Annotated in this window: 21 protein-coding genes and 1 riboswitch; of the genes, 9 read left to right on the top strand and 12 right to left on the bottom strand. The window is 67.0% G+C overall.

The window, feature by feature from the left end; translation table 11 throughout:
- Window positions 1–55: 55 nt before the first annotated feature.
- Entirely contained in the window at window positions 56–1,330 is a 1,275-nt protein-coding gene (locus QW887_RS07715) for a DUF2130 domain-containing protein (protein ID WP_315717800.1), read from the top strand.
- A 113-nt stretch (window positions 1,331–1,443) separates the two neighbouring features.
- Here QW887_RS07715 and QW887_RS07710 read toward each other — a convergent pair whose 3' ends face one another.
- The 6 genes from QW887_RS07710 to asd all read right to left on the bottom strand — a co-directional run bounded on the left by QW887_RS07710 (window position 1,444) and on the right by asd (window position 8,391).
- Window positions 1,444–2,337, bottom strand: a complete 894-nt coding sequence (locus tag QW887_RS07710; protein WP_409977982.1) for a DUF3313 domain-containing protein — start codon at window positions 2,335–2,337, stop codon at window positions 1,444–1,446.
- Window positions 2,338–2,513: 176 nt separating this feature from the next.
- Complete coding sequence (locus QW887_RS07705) at window positions 2,514–4,718, bottom strand: xanthine dehydrogenase family protein molybdopterin-binding subunit (protein ID WP_316174825.1); 2,205 nt, start codon at window positions 4,716–4,718, stop codon at window positions 2,514–2,516.
- A 4-nt stretch (window positions 4,719–4,722) separates the two neighbouring features.
- Window positions 4,723–5,739, bottom strand: coding sequence for a xanthine dehydrogenase family protein subunit M (locus QW887_RS07700; RefSeq protein ID WP_316194342.1), 1,017 nt, complete (start codon window positions 5,737–5,739; stop codon window positions 4,723–4,725).
- The gene (locus QW887_RS07695) at window positions 5,736–6,251 is read right to left on the bottom strand and encodes a (2Fe-2S)-binding protein (RefSeq protein WP_315717803.1); all 516 of its coding nucleotides are present in this window, start codon (window positions 6,249–6,251) and stop codon (window positions 5,736–5,738) included. The genes QW887_RS07700 and QW887_RS07695 overlap by 4 nt, the downstream gene beginning before the upstream one ends.
- A gap of 153 nt (window positions 6,252–6,404) precedes the next feature.
- Complete coding sequence (locus tag QW887_RS07690) at window positions 6,405–7,400, bottom strand: NUDIX domain-containing protein (RefSeq protein WP_315827100.1); 996 nt, start codon at window positions 7,398–7,400, stop codon at window positions 6,405–6,407.
- A 115-nt stretch (window positions 7,401–7,515) separates the two neighbouring features.
- Window positions 7,516–8,391, bottom strand: coding sequence for an archaetidylserine decarboxylase (gene asd, locus QW887_RS07685; protein WP_316194341.1), 876 nt, complete (start codon window positions 8,389–8,391; stop codon window positions 7,516–7,518).
- A gap of 35 nt (window positions 8,392–8,426) precedes the next feature.
- On the opposite strand from asd, the gene QW887_RS07680 reads away from it, so the two are divergent.
- Window positions 8,427–10,091 carry an aminotransferase class III-fold pyridoxal phosphate-dependent enzyme gene (locus QW887_RS07680; RefSeq protein ID WP_410052602.1) on the top strand — a complete coding sequence of 555 codons (1,665 nt, stop codon included), beginning with the start codon at window positions 8,427–8,429 and terminating at the stop codon, window positions 10,089–10,091.
- A 275-nt stretch (window positions 10,092–10,366) separates the two neighbouring features.
- Here the strand turns inward: QW887_RS07680 and QW887_RS07675 are convergent, their stop codons facing one another.
- The 3 genes from QW887_RS07675 to QW887_RS07665 all read right to left on the bottom strand — a co-directional run bounded on the left by QW887_RS07675 (window position 10,367) and on the right by QW887_RS07665 (window position 12,941).
- Complete coding sequence (locus QW887_RS07675; RefSeq protein ID WP_316194340.1) at window positions 10,367–10,999, bottom strand: hypothetical protein; 633 nt, start codon at window positions 10,997–10,999, stop codon at window positions 10,367–10,369.
- Window positions 11,000–11,144: 145 nt separating this feature from the next.
- A complete protein-coding gene (locus QW887_RS07670; RefSeq protein ID WP_315717807.1) occupies window positions 11,145–11,834 on the bottom strand; it encodes a class I SAM-dependent methyltransferase in 690 nt (229 codons plus the stop codon).
- A 51-nt stretch (window positions 11,835–11,885) separates the two neighbouring features.
- On the bottom strand, window positions 11,886–12,941 hold the full coding sequence (locus tag QW887_RS07665) for a glycosyltransferase family 1 protein (RefSeq protein WP_316194339.1): 1,056 nt from the start codon (window positions 12,939–12,941) through the stop codon (window positions 11,886–11,888).
- Between the two features lie 357 nt (window positions 12,942–13,298).
- Here QW887_RS07665 and QW887_RS07660 point away from each other — a divergent pair, with 357 nt between their 5' ends.
- The 4 genes from QW887_RS07660 to QW887_RS07645 all read left to right on the top strand — a co-directional run bounded on the left by QW887_RS07660 (window position 13,299) and on the right by QW887_RS07645 (window position 18,385).
- Window positions 13,299–13,997 (top strand): L,D-transpeptidase, encoded by a 699-nt coding sequence (locus QW887_RS07660; protein WP_316194338.1) that lies wholly within the window; start codon window positions 13,299–13,301, stop codon window positions 13,995–13,997.
- Between the two features lie 253 nt (window positions 13,998–14,250).
- A complete protein-coding gene (locus QW887_RS07655) occupies window positions 14,251–15,888 on the top strand; it encodes a DUF4403 family protein (protein ID WP_316194337.1) in 1,638 nt (545 codons plus the stop codon).
- A gap of 319 nt (window positions 15,889–16,207) precedes the next feature.
- Window positions 16,208–16,948 carry a response regulator gene (locus QW887_RS07650; RefSeq protein ID WP_315717811.1) on the top strand — a complete coding sequence of 247 codons (741 nt, stop codon included), beginning with the start codon at window positions 16,208–16,210 and terminating at the stop codon, window positions 16,946–16,948.
- A 24-nt stretch (window positions 16,949–16,972) separates the two neighbouring features.
- On the top strand, window positions 16,973–18,385 hold the full coding sequence (locus QW887_RS07645) for an ATP-binding protein (protein WP_316194336.1): 1,413 nt from the start codon (window positions 16,973–16,975) through the stop codon (window positions 18,383–18,385).
- Between the two features lie 68 nt (window positions 18,386–18,453).
- Here QW887_RS07645 and QW887_RS07640 read toward each other — a convergent pair whose 3' ends face one another.
- The 3 genes from QW887_RS07640 to QW887_RS07630 form a co-directional block, all read right to left on the bottom strand.
- Entirely contained in the window at window positions 18,454–18,984 is a 531-nt protein-coding gene (locus QW887_RS07640; protein ID WP_316194335.1) for a PRC-barrel domain-containing protein, read from the bottom strand.
- A gap of 461 nt (window positions 18,985–19,445) precedes the next feature.
- The gene (locus tag QW887_RS07635; RefSeq protein ID WP_315717814.1) at window positions 19,446–19,712 is read right to left on the bottom strand and encodes a hypothetical protein; all 267 of its coding nucleotides are present in this window, start codon (window positions 19,710–19,712) and stop codon (window positions 19,446–19,448) included.
- Between the two features lie 122 nt (window positions 19,713–19,834).
- Entirely contained in the window at window positions 19,835–21,349 is a 1,515-nt protein-coding gene (locus QW887_RS07630; RefSeq protein WP_316194334.1) for a hypothetical protein, read from the bottom strand.
- A gap of 215 nt (window positions 21,350–21,564) precedes the next feature.
- Between QW887_RS07630 and QW887_RS07625 the strand changes: the two genes are divergently transcribed.
- The 3 genes from QW887_RS07625 to thiS all read left to right on the top strand — a co-directional run bounded on the left by QW887_RS07625 (window position 21,565) and on the right by thiS (window position 23,735).
- Window positions 21,565–22,356: a lytic transglycosylase domain-containing protein gene (locus QW887_RS07625; RefSeq protein ID WP_316183802.1), complete on the top strand. Its 792-nt coding sequence runs from the start codon at window positions 21,565–21,567 to the stop codon at window positions 22,354–22,356.
- Between the two features lie 79 nt (window positions 22,357–22,435).
- Window positions 22,436–22,546: riboswitch (TPP riboswitch) on the top strand.
- Complete coding sequence (locus QW887_RS07620; RefSeq protein ID WP_315717817.1) at window positions 22,534–23,547, top strand: FAD-dependent oxidoreductase; 1,014 nt, start codon at window positions 22,534–22,536, stop codon at window positions 23,545–23,547. It overlaps the preceding riboswitch by 13 nt.
- A complete protein-coding gene (gene thiS, locus QW887_RS07615) occupies window positions 23,538–23,735 on the top strand; it encodes a sulfur carrier protein ThiS (protein ID WP_315750253.1) in 198 nt (65 codons plus the stop codon). Before QW887_RS07620 ends, thiS begins: the two co-directional genes overlap by 10 nt.
- Window positions 23,736–23,776 lie beyond the last annotated feature (41 nt).

The following is a 23,776-nucleotide window of genomic DNA, read 5'->3' as shown; positions in this document are numbered from 1 at the left end:
GTTAAACGCCACGCGGCGGCCGGTTAGATTCGGCTTTCATGGAAGGAAGCGAATCATGACCGATCCTCAGATCGTCTGCCCCTCCTGCCGCACCGAGATCAAGCTGACCGAGCAGCTCGCAGCGCCCCTGATCGCGGAGACGCGCCGGCAGTTCGAGAGGCAGCTCCAGGCGAAAGAAGCCGATTTCGGCCGCCGCGAGGCGCAGCTCAAGGCCGCGCAGGAGCAGATCGCACAGGCCAAGGCTGCGATCGACCAGCAGGTCGCCACCAAGCTGAAGGCCGAACGCGCTGCGATCGCGCAGGCCGAGGCCGAGAAGGCACGACAGGCGGTGGCCGACGAGATGGGCAACCGCGATCGCCAGCTCGCCGAGCTGCACGAGGCCATCGTCAGCAAGGACGCCAAGCTGGCGGATGCGCAGAAGGCGCAGGCGGAGATGATGCGCAAGCAGCGTGAGCTCGACGAGGCCCGCCGCGAGCTCGATCTCACCATCGAGACCAAGGTGCAGGAAAATCTCGTCGCGGTGCGCGACAAGGCGCGGCTCGAGGCGGAGGAGTCTCTGAAGGCCAAGGTCGCCGAGAAGGAGACCCAGATCGCAGGCATGCAGCGCCAGATCGAGGAGCTTCGCCGCAAGGCCGAGCAGGGCTCGCAGCAGCTGCAGGGCGAGGCACTGGAGATCGAGCTGGAGTCACAACTGCGCGCGCGCTTTCCCCGCGACCTGGTCGAGCCGGTTCCGAAGGGCGAGTTCGGCGGCGACGTGATCCATCGCGTGGTCGGCCCCGGTGGCCAGGCCTGCGGCGCGATTCTGTGGGAATCCAAGCGCACCAAGAACTGGAGCGATGGCTGGCTGGTGAAGCTGCGCGACGACCTGCGCGCCGCCAAGGCCGACATCGCGCTGATCGTCTCGAGCGCGCTGCCCAAGGGGGTCGACGGCTTCGACCTGATCGACGGCGTCTGGGTCGCCGAGCCGCGCTTCGCGCTGCCACTGTCGCTGGCACTGCGGCAGTCGCTGATCGACGTCGCCTGCAGTAAGCTCGCGCAGGAGGGCCAGCAGACCAAGATGGAGATGGTCTACGCCTATCTCACGGGGCCCCGCTTCCGCCACCGCATCGACGCCATCGTCGAGCGCTTCACCGAGATGCAGTCGGATCTCGACCGCGAGCGCAAGACCATGATGCGGCTGTGGGCCAAGCGCGAGGAGCAACTGCGCAGCGTGCTGGATTCGACGGCGGGCCTGTATGGCGACCTGCAGGGCATCGCCGGCCGCGCGATGCAGGAGATCGAGAGCCTCGACGTGCTGCTGATCGAGGGCAAGAGCGAGGCGGCGGAGTAGCGCACACCGGCCGCCGCCCCGATCCGAGGTGTGCCAGCACCAGCTGCGCGCTTATGCTTTCCGACGCGGCCGCGTCTCGCATTCCCACGGCGGCATGCGGATGCAGATGACCGCTACTGCTTCGCGATCTGCGTGCTCGCCTGTGCGTCCCTTGGCACAGCGCCCTTGTCGACCCATTCCGGCGGTGCGCCCAGACGGTTGGCGACCATGCCGATGACCCCGGGATCCCTGCCGAACGCCTCGCACGCCGCGTTCTTCGGCTTGCCGCCGAGCGCCGCGCCGATCCGTTCGATCGACGGCAGCTTCGGCACCTTTCCGAACGGGGTCTCGCCGGTCACCAGCATCTGGCCGAAATCGGCGCTGAACGAACCTGCCAAATCATAGGCATCGCCGGCCTGCGACAGCACCGGCGAGTTGGTGAACGAATTGGCGCCGCGCGCCCATACCATTGCGGCCTGCTGCCGGCCCTTGCGGTCGAGTGCCTCAGCCTCGATCGTGAGACTGCCGAGCCCGATCGGCAGCCGCGGCACCGGAACGGGAACGCCGAGCGCGCCCGGCACGGCCGACACGACCTTCGACGCACCGGCGGCGACCGGATCGGTCGGCGTCGCCTGGGTGATGAAGGTGCGCGTCGTCAGATCGGCCCTCTGATTGGGCGCCACGACCGTGAAGCGTTCGCTCAGGTTGAGACACAGCGCGCGGTCGACGGCATTGGCGACGAGCTGCCGCTGCTGGTCCGTCAGCACCGCGCCGGCCTGGCCCGAGAAGGATGTCGGCATGATACGCACGGTCTGGGCCGCGAGCACATTGTCCTTGTCGACGTTGAGCTGCGACTTGGCGAGCAGGCCGTTCGATTCCGCCAGCGACTGATAGGATGCGAGCGCGCCGCTCTGCGTCATCTGCGCCGTGGCGCAGCCCGACAGGCCGAGCGCCGCGCACAGCATCATCAGGCGGATGGTGGCGGGGGTACAGGATCTCACGAAAGCCGCGACGTCGATCTCGACCATGCTTCTCCCGCCTCACGCCCACGATGATCGCCCTCTCGCGGGCGGCGCATCCTTCTCCGAGATTTCGGACGGCGTGGGGCGGAAGAATGGAGAGATGTTTCGAAACGGCACCAACAAGGGAGACGGTGTGGCGAGCGCGGCTCGCTCCGGCGCCATTATGGCCGAGAGAAGACGGTTCACCCCACCAGCTTGTCCAGCGTGATCGGCAAATCCCGTATGCGCCTTCCGGTGGCGTGATAGACCGCGTTGGCGATCGCCGCGGCGACGCCGACGATGCCGATCTCGCCGACGCCCTTGATGCCCATCTTGTTGATGATGCGATCCTCCTCGTCGACGAAGATCACCTTGATATCGTGAACGTCGGCATTCACCGGCATGTGATATTCGGCGATGTTGGCGTTCATGATGCGCCCGAACCGCTGGTCGATCTGGGCTTCTTCGTGCAACGCCATGCCGATGCCCATGACGACCCCGCCCATGATCTGGCTCGAAGCCGTCTTGGTGTTGAGGATGCGCCCGGCGGCGACGGCATTGACGATGCGCGTCACTCTGATGACGCCGAGCTCCTCGTCGACCTTCACTTCGGCGAAAACCGCCGAGTGGGCGTTGTGGGCGTGCTTGTCGTCGTCCTCGAAATCCGAGCCGCGCTCCTTCTCGATGCGGTCCTTGCCACCGTGACGCATCACGTCCGACATCGCCAACGACCGGCTGCGATCGGAGATGGCGACGATGGCGCCATCGGCGAGCGTCACTTCGTCGGCGGTGAGCCCCTGCAACGGCGAGCCCGGGATGGTGTGCGCGATCTTCAACAGCTCCGCCCGGATATCATCGGCGGCGTTGACGATCGCATGCGAGATCGAGGCTGCGGTCCACGAACCTCCCTCTACCGGCGCCTTGGGCAGCGTGGAGTCGCCCAGCTTCACATTGATGCTGTCGAGCGGCACGCCGAGCATGTCGGCGGCGACCTGCGCCATGATCGTGTAGGTGCCGGTGCCGATATCGGAGGTCGCGCTCGCCACCTCGACATGTCCATTCGCCGTCATCATGATCCGCGTCGCGAACGGCATCTGCAGTGCCTCCCAGGCGCCGCTCGCCATGCCCCAGCCAACGAGTTCTCGGCCATCACGCATCGACCGCGGCTCGGGATTGCGCTTCGACCAGCCGAACGCCTCGGCGCCCTGCTGATAGCACTCCTTCAGCCGCTTGCTGGAGAACGGCAGATCCTTGTCCTGATCCCGATCGGAATAGCAGCGCAGGCGCAATTCGAGAGGATCCATCTTCAGCGCGACGGCGAGCTCGTCCATCGCGCATTCCAGCCCGTAGATGCCACTGGCGGCGCCGGGCGCGCGCATGTCGCCGGGCGTCGGCACGTCGAGCTTGGCGAGGCGGTGCGTCGCGCGCGAAGTGGCGGAGGTGTAGAGCACATCGCCCCAGCCGATGTCGTTGCGCGAGAACGCCTCGTGCTGCGAGGTCATCGCAACGGCCTCGTGCGTCAGCGCCGCCAGCGTACCGTCCTCACGGGCGCCGAGCGCCAGCCGCTCGATCGTCGCAGGGCGATAGCACAGGCCATACATCTGGGCGCGGCTGAGCACGACGCGCACCGCGCGCTTCAGCTTCAGCGCGGCCATGGCGGCGAGCACCACCTGGTATTGCGGCCGCAGCCCGGAGCCGAACGCGCCGCCGACGAACGGCGACATCACCTGGACGTCGTCCTCCTTCAGCTGGAACACGCTGCAGACGTAGCGCTGCACATTCTGCACGCCCTGGGTCTTGTCGTAGACCACGAGCTTGCCGCCCTCGCGCCAGAGCACCGTCGACGCGTAGAGCTCCATCGGGTTGTGATATTCGATCGGGACGCCATAGTCGGCATCGTGACGCACGGCTGCGCCGGCAAGCGCCTTTGTCGCGTCGCCGCGCGGCTTGAGCGGCTTGTCGACCTTGAAAGCCTGCTCGCGCCGCGCATGCAGGTCGGTCGCGAAGCTCTCGGCCAGATACTCTACCGCGACCAGCGTCGCCGCGAAACGCGCAGTGTCCTCGTCCTCGGCGACGACCAGCGCCACCGGCTGGTAGTTGAAATGCACCCGGTCGTCATAGAGCGGACGATAGGGCGAGCCGTCCTCCGGCGCGACCTCGTCGCGATAGGCGTCATCCTTGTCCGCCATCCTGACCCGGTTGGCGTGGGTCAGCACGTCGAGGACGCCGTCGACAGCCAGGGCGCGGCTGGTATCGATGCGCACGATCCGCCCCTTCGAAATGGTGGAATTGACCACGACGCCGAAGGCGAGATCTGGCGCGGTGAACTCGGCGGCATATTTGGCGACACCGGTGACCTTGGCGCGGCCGTCGATGCGGGAGGTGGCTGTGCCGATGCGAGCTGTCATGACATCACCGGATGGTCTTGATGGCTTGAATCTGGGGCGTTGCGTTCGCGGCCTGGGTCAGGGTGCGCACGATGGCGCGGCGCGCCAGCGGGATCTTGAAGGCGTTGTGCGTGGCGGCTTTCGCATCGCTCAGCAGGATCTTCGCAGCGCGGCCGAACGCCTGGGGATCCGGCGCCTGCCCGCGCAGCGCGGCTTCGGCGGCCTCATTGCGCCACGGCTTGTGGGCGACGCCGCCGAGCGCCAGGCGCGCCTCGCCGATGCGGCCGCCGTCGAGCTCGAGCGCAGCGGCGACCGAGACCAGCGCGAATGCGTAGGACAGGCGATCGCGGATCTTCAGATAGTTGTGATTCGCGGCGAAGCCCTGCGGGGGCAGCTCGATCGCGGTGATGATCTCGTCGACGCGCAGCGTGTTGTCGAGATCCGGCCGGTCGCCGGGCAGCCGATGGAAGTCAGCAAGGGCGATGACGCGCTCGCCCGAGGAGCCCGCGACCAGCACCTTGGCGTCGAGCGCGGCGAGCGCCACGCACATGTCGGAGGGGTGGGTCGCGATGCAATCGGCGCTGGTGCCCAGGATGGCATGGCTGCGGTTGAGACCGTCGACCGCCGAGCAGCCGGCGCCGGGCGTGCGCTTGTTGCAGGGCGTGGCGACGTCGTAGAAGTAGGCGCAGCGCGTCCGCTGCAGCAGATTGCCGCCGGTCGAGGCCATGTTGCGCAGCTGCGCCGAGGCGCCGGCGAGGATCGCGCTCGCCAGCAGCGGATAGCGGCTCTCGATGAGGGGGTGATAGGCGAGCGTGCTGTTCGGGACCAGCGCGCCGATCCTGACGCCGCCGGCGCTCGTCTCCTCCACATTCGTCAGCGGCAGGCGGCTGATGTCGATCAGCTGACGCGGCTGCTCGACGTGATACTTCATCAGGTCGATCAGGTTGGTGCCGCCGGCGATGAACTTGGCCTCCGGCGTCGCCACCTTGAGCTTGACGGCCTCGGCGACATCGCTGGCGCGCGTGTAGTCGAAATTGTTCATCGGCTGCCTCCCATCGCCTGCTCGATGGCGCCGACGATGTTCGGATAGGCGCCGCAACGGCAGATGTTGCCGCTCATCAGCTCGCGGATCTCGCCCTTCGTTTTCGCCCTGCCCTCGGCGATCAGGCCGGCGGCCGAGCAGATCTGGCCCGGCGTGCAATAGCCGCATTGGAAGGCGTCGTGATCGATGAAGGCCTGCTGCAGCGGGTGCAGCTCATCACCCTTGGCGAGTCCCTCGATGGTCGTGATCTCGGCGCCGTCTTTCATGACCGCGAGCGTCAGGCAGGAGAGCACGCGGCGGCCGTCGATCAGCACGGTGCAGGCGCCGCATTGGCCGTGATCGCAGCCCTTCTTGGTGCCGGTGAGGTCGAGATGATTGCGCAGCAGATCGAGCAGCGTGGTCCAGGGCGCCACCGGCAGCGTGTGCGACTGGCCATTGATCTGAAGCGTGACGGACAGAGGGGCAGGCTTTGCGGTGGACGCGGCGCTCTGGCGCGGTGGCGACGGGCTCATGCGGTGTCTCCGTTGACGGACCCGCATCAACCCGCGATGGCGCGAATGGTTCTTGGCAATCTTCGAGCAGCGGACAGCAGGAATTGCTCAGCCGGCACGCGCAGAATGCGCACGGCAGAACCGCTTGCCGATCAATCGTTTCGTCAACCAGACTCAGGCGGCGCGGCCGAGCCACGCCCGCATCTTCTGCGCCAGGCTGCGGCGTGGCGCACCATCCAGCGCCTCCGCATCCGCGGCGGCCACGTCTTCGCGCGGCGCGGCGGCTTCTGCGCCGGCATTCGGCACGTCCGACGGCCTGTCCTTATTCGGGCTGCTTTCGGCATCCGGCGCGGCCTTGCTCGGCACGAGCGACTTGATCGCTGCGGCCACGGCCTCGATACGCTCGAGGTCCGCCGGCTCACGCTCGCTTGCAGCGGGTTCGGCCGCCATCGGGACCGGGTGGGCCTCCACCGGCACTGCCGCCGGATCCGAAGCAGTCGGTTCGGATTGACCGAGGTCGGGCGCCGCAGCCGCGAGCACGGCTTCGGCGGGCTGCTCGCCCGGCACGGCGATCGCGAGGTCGGCGATCTCCGGAGCCGGCGCTGGGGCGGGCTGCTCCACGACCCGGCTGCGGCGCTTCCTGGCGGTTGCAGGCTTTGCCGCCACCGCCGCCGTCTCCGCTGCGACCTTCTCGACCGGCTTCTTGTCAGCGGCGGTCTTCGCCGCCACCTCGGGCGCTGACTTCGCCTTGGTCTTGCGGATCAGGCCTGCGAGCGCGTACGGCCCGACGGTCTCCAGGAACGTCTTCTCATGATCGCGCGACAGCCGCCCCACCGCCGCATCGAGCGGCAGCCAGTCGACGGCGCGGACATCGTCCATGAGCGGCTGCGACGGCTCGCCGGCCGCTTCCATGCGCCAGTAGTGCACGACCTTGGCACGCGTGCCGGTATCGTAAACCAGGGTGCCGAGGAATTCATGCACGGTGACCTTGTGGCCGGTCTCCTCCAGCACCTCGCGCCTGGCGGCGTCGCGCGGCGTCTCGCCGTCGTCGAGCTTGCCCTTCGGCAGCACCCATTCGTCGCGCTTGCGCAGGCGCACGACCGCGATGCGCGGCGGCTGTTCCCGCCGCAGCACGATGCCCCCTGCCGCCATGATCGGCGCTCTCGCCATCGCCTCTCCCGAGCCGCAACGACCGCAACTCCCGCGGTCCGATTCGCCAGTTGAACGCTCCGATATAGGACCGCGCAACGCCGAAATCGAGATTCCGCAAGCGTGGACCTGACATTCATCCGGCGGCGACGCGCCTGCGCCACAGTGGCTGTCCGGCCCGGATGCGGGCGCCTTCCGCCACATCGCGGCAGAATGTGAAGTCGCCGGGCGCGAGCAGGATGATGGTGGAGCCGTGCTCGAACCAGCCGAGCTCGTCCCCCTTGCGCACATTGTTGTTACAGGCATAGGCGAGCGGTCGCTCGGTCTGCGCGTTCAATACGCGGTCGAGCGCATGCAGGCGGATACTCGCCACCAGGATCGCCGCCACCGGCACGATCGTGAACGGCTCGCCGGAGGCAAGATGCGTGCGGATCACCGCGCGCTCGTTCTTGCAGAACAGCCGCTCGACCCGCTTCAGCGCGATCGGATTGACGTTCCAGACGTCGCCATGGATCAGGCTGACATGCTCGATCGTCATGTCGGCCGGCGCGTGGAAGCGGTGATACATGCTCGAGGTCAGACGCAAGGTGACGAAGCTGCCGTTGCGATGGGTCTCGACCACGGCCGGATCGGCGACGAGCTCGCGCAGCGAATAGGGCGCGCCCTTGATCTGGTAGAGCTCGCCGTCGCGGATCCGGCCGTGGGCGCCGATGATGCCGTCGGACGGGCTGGTGACGATGGCGGGATCGGGATCGAACGGCCGCAGGCCGGGCTTCAGCTCGCGCGTGAAGCAGGCGTGCAGGCTCTTGAAGCGGCTCTCCTTGGCCTCGGAGAGATCGAGGTCGGAGAACAGCTTCCACAGCGCGATCGACGCGTCCCGGACGAGCGGGTTCTCGATCTTGGAGAACCAGCCCATGAAGCGGGTCAGCGCGGCGCGTGGCACGCGGTTGGTGAGCAGGAAGTTGAGGTCTTCCTGTTGGGTGACGGAGGCGATCAGGCTTTTGACTGTCATGAATCTGTCAGCAGGAGGGGTTAGCGCTTTTGGACATGATGGAAAACTCGATTCCTTATGTATCGCTCGCCGTTGGCGCTGCCGTGACGGCCGCCATGGCCCCGAAGGTCAAGGCCCGCATCGAACTGTCGCGCGCCAAGCACCGCTCGCTGGCGGGCCATTCCAAGATGTCGCGCCGGATCTCCAGGCTGATCCCGCGCTATGAGTTCGAGATCGACGACTTCTTCCGGTCCGACGGCGCACCGCGGGCGATCGCCACGAAGCGCCAGGACGGCTTCTTCCGGCTCGGCGCGCTGTTCCAGGAGAAGTTCGCCAAGAGCCGCGCGCTGACGGCGGAAGCCGCAAGCCGCATCTCCGACCTGCAGTTCACCCAGAGCTACCGGGTCCCGTTCCAGTACAGCCGTCTGGTCAAGGAGCAGCTCGGCGCCGGCTCGTTCATGCAGGCTTCCTCCGGCGTGACCCTGACCGATCTCGACGGCAACCGGTTCTACGATCTCACCGGCTCCTACGGCGTCAACATCTTCGGCTATGACTTCTACAAGGAGTGCATCGCGGCTGCCGAGCGGCGCGCGAGCGCGCTCGGCCCGGTGCTCGGGCTCTATCACCCGGTCGTCGCTGACAACGTGAAGCGCCTGACCGAGCTGTCCGGCATGGACGAGGTCTCGTTCCACATGTCCGGCACCGAGGCGGTGATGCAGGCGGTGCGGCTCGCCCGCTACCACACCGGCCGCACGCATCTGGTCCGCTTCGCCGGCGCCTATCACGGCTGGTGGGGCGACGTACAGCCCGGCGTCGGCAACCCGATCGCGCCGCACGAGACCTACACCTTGGCCGAGATGTCCGAGCGCACGCTGCACGTCCTGCGCACGCGGCGCGACATCGCCTGCGTGCTGGTCAATCCGCTGCAGGCGCTGCATCCAAACGGCAATGCGCCCGGCGACTCGGCGCTGGTCGATTCCTCGCGCAAGGGTCGCTACGACCGCGAAGCCTACACCGCCTGGCTGAAGCAGCTGCGCGAGGTCTGCACGGAACGCGGCATCGTGCTGCTGTTCGACGAGGTGTTCCTCGGCTTCCGGCTCGCGCCGGGCGGCGCCCAGGAGTATTTCGGCGTCAAGGCCGACATGGTGACCTACGGCAAGAGCCTCGGCGGCGGCCTGCCGATCGGCGTCGTCTGCGGCAAGCGCGAGCTGATGCGCCGCTTCCGCGACGACCGCCCGGCCGACATCTGCTTCGCCCGCGGCACCTTCAACTCGCATCCTTATGTGATGGCGGCGATGGACGAGTTCCTGAGCCGGCTCGACAGCCCGAACCTCCGCGCCATCTACGACGGCCTGGATGAAACCTGGAATGGCCGCGCCGCGCAGCTCAACGCCGCGCTGGCCGAGCACGACCTGCCGGTGCGCGTCTCCAATATGCATTCGATCTGGCTGGTCGAATACACCGTGCCGTCGCGCTACAATTGGATGCTGCAATACTACCTGCGTGCCGAGGGCCTGGCGCTGAGCTGGGTCGGCACCGGCCGCTTGATCTTCAGCCTGAACTACACCGACGCCGATTTTGCCGAGGTGACGAAGCGCTTCGTCTCGGCGGCCGAGAAGATGAAGCAGGACGGCTGGTGGTGGAACGACGGCACGCTCACCAACAAGGCGATCAAGCGGCAGATTCTGAAAGAGATGCTTGGCGCCGTGGTCAAGCGCTGAGCTCGCTGCCACCCTCCCCTGGAGGGGGAGGGTCGCCTCACGAGACGCGCAGCGGCGCGTGAGGCGGGGTGGGGTGATCCCTCGACGCAGTTCAGTGATCGTGGAGAGATCACCCCACCCCGACGCCCGCTGCGCGCGCGTCGACCCTCCCCCTCCAGGGGAGGGTGGCACCGCCGCTTCGGCTTCTGGCGCGATCGATCTCACTTTGGCCTTCCCACAAACACCGATGCCCGGGACCGGCCCGGGCATCGCGCAACTCTGACGCAGCGGCCGGCTCAGGCGTGCTGCTCTTCGAGGCCTTCGTTCATCAGGTGCAGGCCGGGGTCGATCAGCTCGCCACGCAGCAGCGCCAGCGGAGCCGCGCGGTACTGCATGAAATCGTTGAACGGGTCGGTGATGATCTTGGTCATCCAGACCAGCCCGGTCTCGACGTCACGGATGAAGAACAAATGAATGGTGCGGAACAGCAGGCCGCCGATACCGATCACGAGCCACAGCTTGGCGGTCTCGCGCACGAAGTCCATCGCCGAGGTCCAGGGCGGCAGCAGGCCGAACAGGGTCGGCTGCAGATAGAGCACCACGGGGGCCGCGGCCCAGATCGACATCAGCACGACCTTGCGCTGCAGATTGTAGCCGACCTTGATCTCTTCCTTGTGCTCGTGGGTCGCCTGGTTGACGTGGTCGTAGCCCTTCGGCTCGAAGAAGAAATGGCCCGCCTGGCGCGAGGTCATCGACACCAGCCAGCCGATCAGCGCCGAGACCAGCGGGTCGAACACCATCATCACATAGGCGATCATGAAGCTGAGCGCGCTGACGAAGTGGAGGCTCTGGTTGATACGGCTGTGATGATAGTAGCGATGGTCGTCCCAGCGCTGGATCCGCAGCTGCTCCAGGAAATGCTTGATCATGGTTGCTCCGAAGAATGAGTTGCAGGTCTTGTACAGGGATTCGGTGTAGATCGCATGACATCATCAAGATGTCATGCGATCGGACGCAGCGAAACGTTTCGGACTACGTAGAACGTCGCGGAGGCGGTAGAGGGCGGCCGCGGCTTCAGGCCGCGGCGGCACGCTCCAGCTTGCGGAAGCGGACCAGCGAGAAATGGCCGAGCGGCGGGATCAGGCGGCGCTCGACCAGCTCCATGCGCTCGGCGCCGGCGAGCCAGCGCAGGTAGCGCGACCAGCCGAACTCGGCGGTACGGAAACCGAGCCGGCGCACCACCGGCTGCAGCGCCTGCTCGATCACCCGGCGCAGGCCGTCATCGGCGCTGACGCGGGTCAGGATGATCAGTTCGCCGCCCGGGCGCAGCACGCGCGCGAACTCGTCCAGCGCGACCTCCGGGTTCGGCACCGCGGTGACGACATATTGCGCCATCACGACGTCGAACGAATCGTCGGGAAAGTCGAGCTGCTCGGCGTCCATCACCGCGAGACCCTCGACGTTCTTCAGCCGCTGGTCGGCGACGCGCCGCATCGCCTTGCCGAGCATCGCCTCGGAGATGTCGGTGCCGAACACGCGGACATGCGGCGCATAGAGCGGCAGCGAGATGCCGGTGCCGACGCCGACCTCGAGCACGCGCCCGCCGAGCTTGTTCGTGGCTGATATCGCGGCCTTGCGGCCCTTCTCGAACACGCCGCCGAACACGAGGTCGTAGATCGGTGCCCAGCGGTCATAGGCCTGCTCGACCTGCTCGCGATCGAAGTCGAGCTCCCGCGCGCCGCCGAGCTTCATGGTTTCTGCCATCGTTACATCTCACTTGGGTTTGGAATTGATGGAGTGACGCAAAGTTCGCCGTCAGCCGCGCACGGCGCTCTGACCGGCCAGCACCGGTGTCGGACGCACGACGCGGGACGGCTGCAGCACGGCGAGATTGCCGATGAACTGGCGCGCGCTGTTCTCCCAGGAGCGGTCGAGCGCAAATGCCCGGCAGGTCTCGCGCGACATCGTCAGCGCCTTCAGGCAGGCGGCGCGCAGGTCCCAGTCGATCGCCCCGATCGGATGATCGGCGATGACGTCGAGCGGACCGGTGACGGGGAAGGCCGCGACCGGCGTGCCGCAGGCCAGCGACTCCAGCTGCACGACGCCGAACGTATCGGTCAGGCTCGGAAACACGAAGACGTCGGCGGCCGCCATGTGCGCGGTCAGATCGTTGCCGGTCTTCTCGCCGAGGAAATGCGCCGCCGGGAAGCGACGCTCCAGCTCCGCCTTTTGCGGGCCGTTACCGATCACCACCTTCGAGCCCGGCAGGTCGAGCGCAAGGAAGGCTTCCAGGTTCTTCTCGACCGCGACGCGGCCGACGGTCATGAACACCGGACGCGGCAGATCCAGCGCGACCGGCGCGTCCGGATTGAACAGCTTCGTATCGACGCCCCGGGTCCAGAAGCCGAGCCGCTTGAAGCCGCGCGACGCGAGGTCCTGCTTCAGCGAATTGGTCGCGACCATGGTCATCGCGGCGGCGGCGTGGAAGCGGCGCATCACCCAATAGCCGACGGCATCGGGAATGCCGGTGCGCACAGCGACGTACTCCGGAAAGCGCGTCGTGTAGGACGTCGTGAACGGCAGGCCATGGCGCAGGCAGTAGCGGCGCACCGCCCAGCCGATCGTGCCTTCGGTGGCGATGTGGATCGCATCCGGCGCCGCCGCCTCGATGCGCCGGGCGATCTCGCGGCCGTTGGTCACGGCGAGCCGCAGGCCCGGATAGGTCGGCACGCCGAACGACGGAAAGCCTTCCGGCGTGAGGAAGGTGATGTCGGCGCCGAGCCCGGCGGCCGCGCGAGCCAGCGAGGTGAGCGTGCGCACCACGCCGTTGACCTGCGGGTGCCAAGCGTCGGTTGCGATTAAGATCCGCATAAGGCGATCCGGAAAGTTGCAGCGATTCTGAACAGCCGCAAATTCCGACATTGTTATTTCAGGCGTGTGACGTCATCGAACTGTCGAAGGGTCTTTTTGCCCGCCAACTGCTGTTTTCCCCGCGATCTGTGGCTGTCCCGCGCGGCTGCTGTCGTGAAACCGTCATGAAACAAACGGTTAAGCCGACGAAACCTTTTTGCGCGCAGCGCGCAAACGCAACGAAACTTTTCTCCCCTATGAGTTGCAGCATCGGGCGCGGGTCAATGCGCCGCAGAGAATGATGACAGGCAACTGATTTTGACGACGCCGGTCGAGACAAGCACGGCGCGCACCAAGCGATCAAACGAGGGGACGTCCATGTTCACGTCAGGCACAGTCGGTTCGCGATCCCGCATCCTGTTCGCTGCGCTGATCGTCGGTACGTTCGCTGCGGCAACGCCGACGCAAGCCGCGCCTCCGGCCCCGCTCCCGTTCCCTTTCCTGCCGCCGCCGCCGATGGCGACCTACGAGCCGCCGGCAACGACGCCGCAACTGATCACGCCGCGCGAGGACGAGGCAACCGCTTATGAGATGCCCGCGCGCCTGCGCCGCCAGGTCGTGAGCTACGCCACCCGCGAGGCACCCGGCACGATCATCATCGACACACCAAACAAGTATTTGTACTACGTGCTCGGCAGCGGCCAGGCGATGCGCTACGGCATCGGCGTGGGCCGCGACGGCTTTACCTGGTCCGGCGTGCAGTCGGTGACCAGGAAGGCGGAATGGCCGGACTGGACGCCGCCGCCGGAGATGATCGCGCGCCAGCCTTATCTGCCGCGTCACATGGCCGGCGGTCCCGGCAATCCGCTCGGCGCCCGCGCGATGTATCTCGGCGGCACCGTCTACCGCATTCACGGCACCAACGCGCCCGAGACGATCGGCACGCATGTGTCGTCGGGCTGCATCCGTCTGACCAATCGGGACGTGATCGACCTCTATGCCCGCGTCAGCGTCGGCGCCAAGGTGATCGTGCTGCCGATGGAGCGCCGCGCCGATCTCGGCCGCATGACCCGCTGACCTGCGCGGGCCGCACCGCTCGTTCCTTCTCCCGGATCCTCCCTGACTGGACCGCCGAGGCCCGAAAGCCGCGGCGGTCATTTCTTTGCGCGCATGCCGCCGTTCACCATCACGGCCGATTGATGATGGTCCGCGTCACGGGCTGCCCTGGCGCGCCTCCGTCCGGCCCTGTAAGCTCGGCAATCTTGTATTAACCGCGATCTCGCCGCTTCCGGCATGGGCTGGCGCGGCAGTTGGAGTCCGTGGATCCGACATGAACCTTCCGACACCGCGACCGGATTGGCAGAGCAGGCCGCATCCGCTCGCCCCGAAAACGCAGCCGCCGCCGCGGCGCTCGCCGCCCCGGCTGCGGCTGATCCTGATCGGCACCGCCGGCCTTGCCGCCGTCGTGCTGATCGGCATCATCATCGTGGAGGTGTTTCTGTTCTCGGGCAGCACGCCGGCGCCGCAGCTGACCCAACTGCCGCCGCTGCCGCCGGCCACGCGCAACTCGATCATCATGACGCCGGTCTCGATCTCGCTCGGCGCGATTCGTGACGCCGCCGAAAAGGCCACGCCGCGCAATTTCTCCGGCAAGGCCGACAACCCCGTCAACCAGATCCTGCAGAATGCCGACATCGGCTGGACGGTCGCCCGCGGCGCCATCGCCGCCACCGGCACCCAGGACACTTTGTCGCTGACGACGCCGCTCTCGGGCCGGCTGAACGTCACCGGATCGCTGTCCGCCAAAGCGACCGGCGCGCTCGGCGACGCCATCGGCGGCCTGCTCGGCGCGGATGCCGCCAAGCAGATTGGCGGCATCAACATCAAGAACCTGAACGCCACCGCCGACATCAGGGGCAACGTCCTGATCGCGATGCGGCCACGGCTGGCCGCCTCCTGGTATGTCGAGCCGAACTTCACCGCCCAGGTCAATCTCGGCGACACCGCGCTGACCGTCGCCGGCGCCCGCGTCAACGTGCCCGCGCAGATGAAGCCGGTCATCGACAAGACCGTCAACGACCAGCTCAGCGCGCTCAGCGACAGGCTGCGCAAGGACCCGACCATGCGGCGCGTGGCGCAGGCGCAGTGGGCCCGCGCCTGCCGCTCGGTGCCGCTTCAGGGCACCACGCCGGGACTGCCCGCCGTCTGGCTCGAGATCAAGCCGACACGGGCGCTGGCCGCGCAGCCCGCGATCGATGCGAACGTCGTCAGCGTCACCATGGGGATCGAGGCGGAGACCCGGGTCACGGCGGCCGAGACCAAGCCGGAGTGCCCGTTCCCGGACAAGATCACGATCGTTCCGCCCACCGCGGGCACCGTCAACGTCGCGGTTCCGATCGATGTCCCATTCACCGAGCTCAGCAAGCTCGTCGACTCGCAGCTCGCCGGGCGGACGTTCCCCGAGGACGGCTCCGGCCCGGTCACGGTCACGGTGAAGCATGCGACCGTCGTGCCCTCGGGCAACCGGCTGCTGATCTCGCTGCAGGTGAAGGGAAAAGAGAAGGAGAGCTTCTTCGGCCTCGGCGCCGACGCGACGGTGCACATCTGGGGACGGCCGATGGTCGATCAGGCGCAGCAGATCCTGCGGCTGTCCGACCTGCAGCTCGCCGTCGAATCCGACGCGGCGTTCGGCCTGCTCGGCGCCGCCGCGCGCGCCGTGGTGCCACATCTGCAACGCGCGCTGCTAGAGCGGTCGGTGGTCGATCTCAAGCCGTTCGCCGACAATGTCCGCGACAAGATCGCGACCGCGATTTCCGAGTTGCAGAAGAACGAGAACGGCATCCGCGTCGACACCGACATCAACAACCTCGCTTTGACCGACATCGCCTTCGACGCCACCGTGCTGCGCGTGATCGCCTCGGCGGAGGGCACGATGTCGGTTCGAGTCAATACATTGCCAGGACTGTGACGGGCCGTTTCGGAACGTCGCATCCCGTCGCTGCACGCGTTTGCGGACCGTGCAACGACCGGCAATGATTCAATCGGACCTGCCCTGGTCTGGCGACACTTACGAATGTCCGCGCCGTTTCCGGTAACCCGATGCAGCCGTATCGCGCGAGCGTGCGGCGGCCCCGAGGCCATACGTTTCGCGAGGCTTGACGCGCCCTCACGAATTCCGCAACACGGCGCAGAGAGACGTTGTCGGGCCCTTTCCGCGCGCCCGTCGCAGGAAATATTCCGTAACAAAATTCTTCGCAAAACGCCGCGATTCTAGGTCACTTGTCGGTATGGCCCAGACACAACCACACATTCTTGTCGTCGAGGACGACCGCGAGACGCGGACGCTGATCGCGAAATATCTGCGCAACAATGCCTGCAACGTGACCACCGCGACCGACGGCCGCGAGATGACCCGCATCATGGGCGACCACCGTGTCGATCTCCTGATCCTCGACGTCATGCTGCCCGGCGAGGACGGCCTGACCTTGTGCCGCAAGCTGCGCGCGGAATCGCAGGTGCCGATCATCATGCTCACCGCGCGCGGCGAGGACGTCGACCGCATCCTCGGACTGGAGATGGGCGCCGACGACTATCTGCCAAAGCCGTTCAATCCGCGCGAGCTGCTCGCCCGCATCAACGCGGTGCTGCGCCGGCAGGCGGCCGCGATGACGGCGAGCGCAACCGAAGGCGCGACGGCGCTGAGCTTCCTCGGCTGGACGATCGACTTCCGGCTGCGCGAACTACGCAATCCCGAAGGCGCACGCGTCGCGATGACGAGCGCCGAGTTCGATCTGCTCCGCACCTTCTGCGAGCGGCCGGGCCGCGTGCTGTCGCGCGACAGCCTGCTCGACCTGACGCAGGGCCGCAGCGCCGGCTCGTTCGAGCGCTCGATCGACGTGCTGGTCAGCCGCATCCGCCGCAAGATCGAGCCGGACCCGCAGGAGGCCACCATGATCAAGACCGTGCGCTCCGGTGGCTACATGTTCACACCCGTCGTCGAGGTGGTGACTGGCCCGCAAAGCCATTGACCGGCCCGATCGAATGGCGATGTCATGATGTCGTTCGGCTTTCTCAACCTCAAGGGAATCCGCGGCCAGATCACGGCGCTGGTCGCCATTTCGATCGTGGCGCTCCATGCCATCATCACGGCGACGTTCCTGATCTATCGCGCCGAGCAGCCCGACCCCGAAAACGAAGTCGGGCCACTTCAGCTCGCGACCGCCATCCGCATTCTTGGACGCGCGCCCGCTGCCGAACGGCCTCGACTGATCTCCGACATTGCCCGCGCCTATCCTGAGTTCGAGCTCAAGCCTCACGTGGGGCCTCTGCCGGGTGATTCCGGCCGCCGGCGCGAGCCGGCCGGCCCCGACGTCGAGGCCGGGACCGGTGGCGACGAGCGCCGCCCGGCCCCTCCGGAGCTCGCCGACGGACGGCCTCACGGTCCAGGCGGCTTTCGTGGCCTTGGCCCAGGCTATCGCGTCTTCATGCCGCCGCCCGGCTCCCAGACGCGCACCGTCATCTTCGCTCTGCCCGATGGCAACATGATTTCGGCCCGAATGGCCGACCGGCCGCACCGGCCACCGTTCTGGGGCGCTCCATGGCTGACGACGATCATGTTCGCGCTGATCAGCACGACACTGCTCGGCCTGTGGGCGGCCCGCGCGCTGACCTCACCGCTGTCGAGCTTCGCCAAGGCTGCCGAGAGCTTCAGCGTCGATGGCGATGCCACTGCCCTGCCCGAGCGCGGACCGGAAGAGATCCGGTCGCTGGCGCGCGCCCTGAACCGTATGCGCCAACGCATCACGGCGCTGATGAACGACCGGACCAAGATGCTGGCGGCCATCAGCCACGATCTGCGGACACCGCTGACCCGCATGCGGCTGCGCTGTGAGTTCGTCGAGGACGAGCTGCAGCGCAATCGCATGCTTTCCGATCTCGATCAGATGCATGCGATGCTGGGCTCGGTGCTGTCATTCCTGCGCAACGGCCGCAAGCTCGAGCCGATGACGCTGGTCGATATCGCGAGCATCCTGCAGCTCGTCGCCGACCAATTCGCCGATGTCGGCCACAGCGTCACCTATATCGGCCCGGCGCACGCGATGGCGACGGTGCGTCCCGACGACCTGATGCGTTCGGTCACCAACCTGGTCGAGAACGCCGTGAAGTACGGCAAGGAAACCGTCATCAGACTGGTGGCGTCGGGGAAGTGCCTGACGATCGACGTGGAGGATGATGGACCCGGGATCGCCGATGCGCGCAAGCCCGACATGCTGGAGCCCTTCGTGCGCGGCGACGATGCCCGCAACATGGACGAGGCCACCGGGTTCGGCCTGGGCCTCTCGATCGCGAAGGCGATCGTCCAGGCGCATGGCGGCGAGCTGTCATTGCACGATCGCAAGCCAAGCGGACTGATCGCCCGCATCGAGCTGCCGCTCGGCCAGACCACCTTGCGCCCCGCAGCATGACGCGCGAACGCGCCCGGACGGATCCGGGCGCGCCGCTTGGGCAGTCAGCTAGACGTCAGTGACGCCGTTTACTCCGAGTACTTGAACTCGGGCATCGACTTCAGCTGGTCCTTGGTGGCGTTGATCATCGCATGGTCGGGATACCAGCGATTCTTCGAGGAGCTCATCGACGAGGATGACGAAGTGCCGGTGGCGGCGCCGGTCGTCGTGGCCGGCGGCGTGGTCGCCTTGCCCGAGGCCGGAGCGTTGGAGGCGGTGTTGGCCTGAACCGGCTGGTCCGAGAACTTGATCTGGTCGAACGAGACAGCGACGAGGTGCTCACCCATGCCGAGGAATCCGCCGACGCCGATCACGACGCCCCTGACTGCGCCGCTCTTGTCGATCAGCAGATCGTCGATCGAGCCGACATTCTCGTTGTTGTTGTTGTAGACCTTCACGCCGACGAGCTTGGAGCTGCGCCAGTCGCCCTGATAGGACACGACGGTGGTGTCGCTCTTGATCGTGGTGTTGGTTGTGGTGGTGGTGCTCTCCGCAGCAAAGGCGGCGGTCGCGAGCAGCAGGGAACCGGCGAGGCCGGCCGCAACAGTCTTCATCATCATGTGGTGTCTCCTCTAGGTGGATGGTGACGAGAGAACGGCAATGGACAGTCGGCGTTCCGCGGGAACCACGATTTCGTCATGCTGCGCGACAAGCAGCCTCAGTGCGCCGCGGCAGTGTCACTTTGTGACGTTCGGGGGATCCGGGTGACGTCGCTCACATCGCCAAGCCGCACCGCCGCGCCTAGCACGGGAGCCCGACTAACAGGTCTACATTGGCTGGAGCTGGTGTAAGCCTATTGCTGCTAGCTCGGTTTCACCTCTCCCCCGCCTGCGGGGTGGGTCGGATTGCATCGCCAGTTGCGATCCGGGTAAGAGGGTACAGATCTCCCCATCGGCGCTTCCCGTGGGTCTGCCCTCCCCCCCAACCCTCTCAGCGCGAGCGAAGCTCGTCGCGCCCCCGTAAGAACGGGGAGAGGGAGCCGACCGTCAGCGCTGCAACGTCCCGCAATAGTCAATCGAGCCTACGCCGCCATCGCGCCGTTCTCGTCGACGGACTCGGCATAGAAGGCGATGGTTTCGTAGCGATAGTCGCAGAGGCGGCAGTGCCAGAGATAGGCGGTGCGGCGGCCATCCTTTTCGACCCAGGACGGCAATGCGATCGCCTCGCCACATTGGGCGCAGGGATTGTTGCGCGGCAGATCCACGACGCGAACCGTGGATGGCATCGCGTCGATGTCGAATGAATGGTCGATGCTGGGTGAATGATCGTCGGCTGCCTTCACGGCCATGACGCGCTCCCTCTCTGTTCAGTCTTCTTGAATGAGTCAGGCATGCTGTCGAACTGACGGCCCTGATCTTAGCCGCGCGGCGGTTGTTTTGCACGCGCCGGGATGCCGCGCGACATCCGACCTCACGGAGATGGGATCAACGCGTTTGATTCAATTGCCGCCGGAGAGACCGCCGGTTCCGCGACATGACGGGCACCCGCCTTGCGCAGATGGATGGTGGCGATGTCGTCAGCATAAACCTTCTGCCAGCCGTCGACGTGATCGAGCAGCTTGGTCGCAGCACTCTGCGTCCGCAGCAGGGTCGCCTCGATGTCGTAGTCCTTGAGCAGGCGGAACAGATTGTCCGGCTCCATCAGGCCGGACGCGGCGTTGTGATCGACGAAGAACTTTTCGCCATAGAGCTCGGTGCGGCCGTCGATGAACGGCGCGACACCGGCTGAGATCAGGTAGCCGCCGAAATCATAGTCATTGAGAACCCGCGTGAGGTTGAGCTTCTTCAGCTCTGTCACGGCCGCGACCGGGGTGCCGCGCATGTTTGGCGTGTAGTTCAGGATCGAAGCCGAGGCGACCGTGCCGGCGCCGAGCGCGAGCATCACTGCCGCCGTCAGCGCCGCTCCCGACGCGCGCCCCCGCGGCAGCACGGGCAACGCGCCCGCCTGCCGCGCCAGCGGTGCGGCGAGCACCAGCGGGCCGACCAACGCCAGGATTTCCGCCGCGCGCGCCTGCGCCAGCGCCATGTGCAGCAGGCCGAGCAGCATCAGGATCCGCACCGGAGGCAGCCTGAGACCATGGAACAGCGCGAACCCGATGGCGATCAGCAGGCAGATCTCGAACGGACCGAGCCCCTGGAAATCGGTCGCCTTCCATTCCACGATCAGCGGCAGCGCCTGGCCCAGCGAGAGGATCTTCTGCGACGCCAGCAGCGCATTCCAGCCATAGGGCGTGCAGCAGCTCGCCGCCAGCGCGAGCGCGGCAAACCCGGCCCAGCGCAGCGCCAGGCCGGAGCGGACCGAGCGATCGGCATTCACCAGCGCGTCGAGCGCGGCGGGCGCGATGAAGAACAGGCCGAACACGAATCCGCCATGCAGATTGGCCCACAGCGCGATCAGCGGCACCAGCTGCCATGGCGGCGCGGCCCTGCGATCGGCCGCATCGACAAGTCCGGCGATCCAGGCGACCAGGATCGGAAACGCCAGCACATGCGGCCGCGCCAGCAGATGCGGCAGGCAGAGCAGGAACGCCGCGACCACGAACACCAATGTCGTGGCGTCGCGCAGATGCCGGCCGAGGGCGCGCGCGAACAGCGCGAAGGACAGCGCGGTCGCCGAGGCCGCCAGCACCACCGGCCCGGTCCAGCCGGCGAACGTGTAAACGGCGGCATAGGCGACCTGCGCCAGCCACTGCGTGGAGATCCACGGCGCGCCGCGCATGGTGAAGGAATAGACGTCGACCTCGGGGACCGCGCGGTGGTCGATGATCCACTGTCCCACCGTGATCTGCCACAGCGTATCGGGATCGTTGAGCAGCCGATTGCCGGAGATCAGCAGCAGCGCATAGACGCCGGCGCCGACCCATAGTGGCAGCAGCGCCTGCGCGCGCCCGGCGGTCGCTTCGGTGTGGGTGACGGACAGCGTCATCGCGGCATGGCCCCGTTGGCGGAATTGCTCCGCCAGCCAAGCATGCACGGCATAATTCGCGGTAAACCGCCGGCGCATCCGGACCCGACCGGGCGTCTTCGCCCCATTGTTGCCACATTATCGCCCGGCGTTTGCGCCAATTACGGTGTGCAAAGTGTAAAGCGCGTGCTGGGGGGCTACTCGGCATGCGTGTGGTTCCCGGGGGATCCTGACACATGAGACGTCTTGTGCTCACGGCCTGCATTGCAGGCTTCGCGATGGCTGGTCCCGTGCCGCCTGCAATGGCTGCCGATGATGCGAGCACCGCATCGGACAGTGCGGCCAAACCGAAGGCCGGCAAGGTCAAGCTCGCCCATGTCCGCTCTGACGGAACCAGGGAGCTGGCGGCACGCAGCGCGGTGACCAAGGCCGCGCGCGAGGTCGAGGCGATCGAGGCCGTCAGCAGCGCCGACAGCTCGCCGCCGATGGACGCCAATGCCTCAGCCCCCGCCGACACCGATGCCATCCCGGCCGCTGCGGCCGAGCCCCGCGAGGCCGAGCGCAAGGCGGCCGAGGCCAAGCCGCGCCACATCGACACCGGCCATCCGCACATCGACGCGCTGGTGGCGGTGCACGCCGCCGCCAACAACATTCCGGAATCGCTGATCCACCGCGTCATCGTGCGCGAGAGCAAATACCAGAAGGACCTGGTCGGCCGCTGCGGCTGCATCGGCCTGATGCAGATCAAGCTCGGCACCGCGCGCGGCCTGGGCTACACCGGCGACGCACAGGGCCTGCACGATCCGAACACCAATCTCACCTATGGCGTGCGCTATCTCGCCGGCGCCTACCGTGCCGCCCGCGGCGATCACGACCGCGCCGTGCTCTACTTCGCCAGGGGCTACTACGAGGAGGCCAAGCGGCAGCGCCTGGCGGACGCGCGGCCCGCCGGCCGCTCCGAGCGGACGAGCGGCCCGCTCGACATCACCCCGAAGATTGCAACCGGCCGCCACGCGCGGGCGCACTGATCGCCATTGGTTCCAAGGGCCACCGGCTTTGTCTTTCCGTGACACTCCGTTGACACGGGGGGATATCGGTCTATTTTAAGTGCGTTCCGAGGGGAGCTCCGAGGGGAGCTGAGATACCGCAGCGTGATGCGGTGACCCTTTGAACCTGATCCGGGTCATGCCGGCGAAGGGACAGGGATGCAGCAGACAACCACGCGCGGGGATGTCCCCGTTTCCATCATCGGTGCGGGCATCGCGGGTGCCTGGCAAGCCTTGCTGCTCGCGCGCGCGGGCCGCGAGGTCACGCTGCACGAGCGCAGCGACGCCGATCTGATGCTCTCCACCAGCCATTGGGCCGGCGGCATGCTGGCGCCTTATTGCGAGAGCGAGGTCGCCGAGCCGATCATCAGCCGGCTCGGGCTCGCCTCGCTCGACATCTGGCGGCGCGAGCTGCCGGACACGCCGTTCAACGGTTCGCTGGTGATCGCGCATGCCCGCGACCGCGCCGACTACGACCGCTTCGCCCGCCGCACCTCCGGCTATCAGCGGCTCGACGCGCAGCAGCTTGCGGCGTTGGAGCCGTCGCTGGAGGGCCGCTTCCGCGAGGGCCTGTTCTATCCGACCGAGGGCCATGTCGAGCCACGCCGCGTGCTGCCGAAGCTGCATCAGCGCATCGTCGAGGCTGGCGGCCGCGTGCTGTTCAACAGCGACGTCACGGCTGACGATCTCGACGGCCTCGTGATCGACTGCCGCGGGCTGGAGGCGCGCGACGCCGAGCCCGAGCTGCGCGGCGTCAAGGGCGAGATGATCCTGATCGAGACCGCCGAGGTGCAGCTCGCGCGGCCCGTGCGGCTGATGCATCCGCGCTTCCCGCTCTATCTGATCCCGCGCGAGGACAACCTGTTCATGCTGGGGGCGACTTCGCTCGAGGCCGAGGACACCGGCGTCAGCCTGCGCTCGGCGCTGGAATTGCTCGGTGCCGCCTACTCGGTGCATCCGGCGTTCGGCGAGGCGCGCATCCTCGAATTCGGCTCGGGGCTCAGGCCGGCCTATCCCGACAATCTGCCGCGCATCACCATCAAGGGCGAGCGCGAGATCCGCGTCAACGGCCTCTACCGCCACGGCTTCCTGATCGCGCCGGCGCTGGCGCAGGCGACCTTGAACTATCTCGCGCACGGCCAGATCGACAACGAGGTGATGCGATGCGCGTGACCGTTAATGGCGAGGCCCGCGACATCAGCGCGACCAGCGTCGCCGCGCTGCTCTCCGAGCTCGACTACGAAGGCACCCATTTCGCGATCGCGCTGAACTACGACGTGGTGCCGAAGAGTCGCTGGGCCGAGACGCAGCTCAAGACCGGCGACGAGATCGAGATCATCACCCCCCGGCAGGGAGGGTGATGCTCATGGAGCTCGCGCCACAACCACCACTGTCATCGCCG

Origin of the sequence: Bradyrhizobium sp. SZCCHNRI3052, assembly GCF_032484895.1 — a bacterium.
Taxonomy (GTDB): Bacteria; Pseudomonadota; Alphaproteobacteria; order Rhizobiales; family Xanthobacteraceae; genus Bradyrhizobium.
This window is presented reverse-complemented; position numbering and strand designations above follow the sequence as displayed.

Coding starts and splice junctions, on each gene's coding strand:
- QW887_RS07715 (WP_315717800.1), top strand. CDS start 56: ATGACCGATCCTCAGATCGTCTGCCCCTCCTGCCGCACCGAGATCAAG.
- QW887_RS07710 (WP_409977982.1), bottom strand. CDS start 2,337: ATGGTCGAGATCGACGTCGCGGCTTTCGTGAGATCCTGTACCCCCGCC.
- QW887_RS07705 (WP_316174825.1), bottom strand. CDS start 4,718: ATGACAGCTCGCATCGGCACAGCCACCTCCCGCATCGACGGCCGCGCC.
- QW887_RS07700 (WP_316194342.1), bottom strand. CDS start 5,739: ATGAACAATTTCGACTACACGCGCGCCAGCGATGTCGCCGAGGCCGTC.
- QW887_RS07695 (WP_315717803.1), bottom strand. CDS start 6,251: ATGAGCCCGTCGCCACCGCGCCAGAGCGCCGCGTCCACCGCAAAGCCT.
- QW887_RS07690 (WP_315827100.1), bottom strand. CDS start 7,400: ATGGCGAGAGCGCCGATCATGGCGGCAGGGGGCATCGTGCTGCGGCGG.
- asd (WP_316194341.1), bottom strand. CDS start 8,391: ATGACAGTCAAAAGCCTGATCGCCTCCGTCACCCAACAGGAAGACCTC.
- QW887_RS07680 (WP_410052602.1), top strand. CDS start 8,427: ATGATGGAAAACTCGATTCCTTATGTATCGCTCGCCGTTGGCGCTGCC.
- QW887_RS07675 (WP_316194340.1), bottom strand. CDS start 10,999: ATGATCAAGCATTTCCTGGAGCAGCTGCGGATCCAGCGCTGGGACGAC.
- QW887_RS07670 (WP_315717807.1), bottom strand. CDS start 11,834: ATGGCAGAAACCATGAAGCTCGGCGGCGCGCGGGAGCTCGACTTCGAT.
- QW887_RS07665 (WP_316194339.1), bottom strand. CDS start 12,941: ATGCGGATCTTAATCGCAACCGACGCTTGGCACCCGCAGGTCAACGGC.
- QW887_RS07660 (WP_316194338.1), top strand. CDS start 13,299: ATGTTCACGTCAGGCACAGTCGGTTCGCGATCCCGCATCCTGTTCGCT.
- QW887_RS07655 (WP_316194337.1), top strand. CDS start 14,251: ATGAACCTTCCGACACCGCGACCGGATTGGCAGAGCAGGCCGCATCCG.
- QW887_RS07650 (WP_315717811.1), top strand. CDS start 16,208: ATGGCCCAGACACAACCACACATTCTTGTCGTCGAGGACGACCGCGAG.
- QW887_RS07645 (WP_316194336.1), top strand. CDS start 16,973: ATGATGTCGTTCGGCTTTCTCAACCTCAAGGGAATCCGCGGCCAGATC.
- QW887_RS07640 (WP_316194335.1), bottom strand. CDS start 18,984: ATGATGATGAAGACTGTTGCGGCCGGCCTCGCCGGTTCCCTGCTGCTC.
- QW887_RS07635 (WP_315717814.1), bottom strand. CDS start 19,712: ATGGCCGTGAAGGCAGCCGACGATCATTCACCCAGCATCGACCATTCA.
- QW887_RS07630 (WP_316194334.1), bottom strand. CDS start 21,349: ATGACGCTGTCCGTCACCCACACCGAAGCGACCGCCGGGCGCGCGCAG.
- QW887_RS07625 (WP_316183802.1), top strand. CDS start 21,565: ATGAGACGTCTTGTGCTCACGGCCTGCATTGCAGGCTTCGCGATGGCT.
- QW887_RS07620 (WP_315717817.1), top strand. CDS start 22,534: ATGCAGCAGACAACCACGCGCGGGGATGTCCCCGTTTCCATCATCGGT.
- thiS (WP_315750253.1), top strand. CDS start 23,538: ATGCGCGTGACCGTTAATGGCGAGGCCCGCGACATCAGCGCGACCAGC.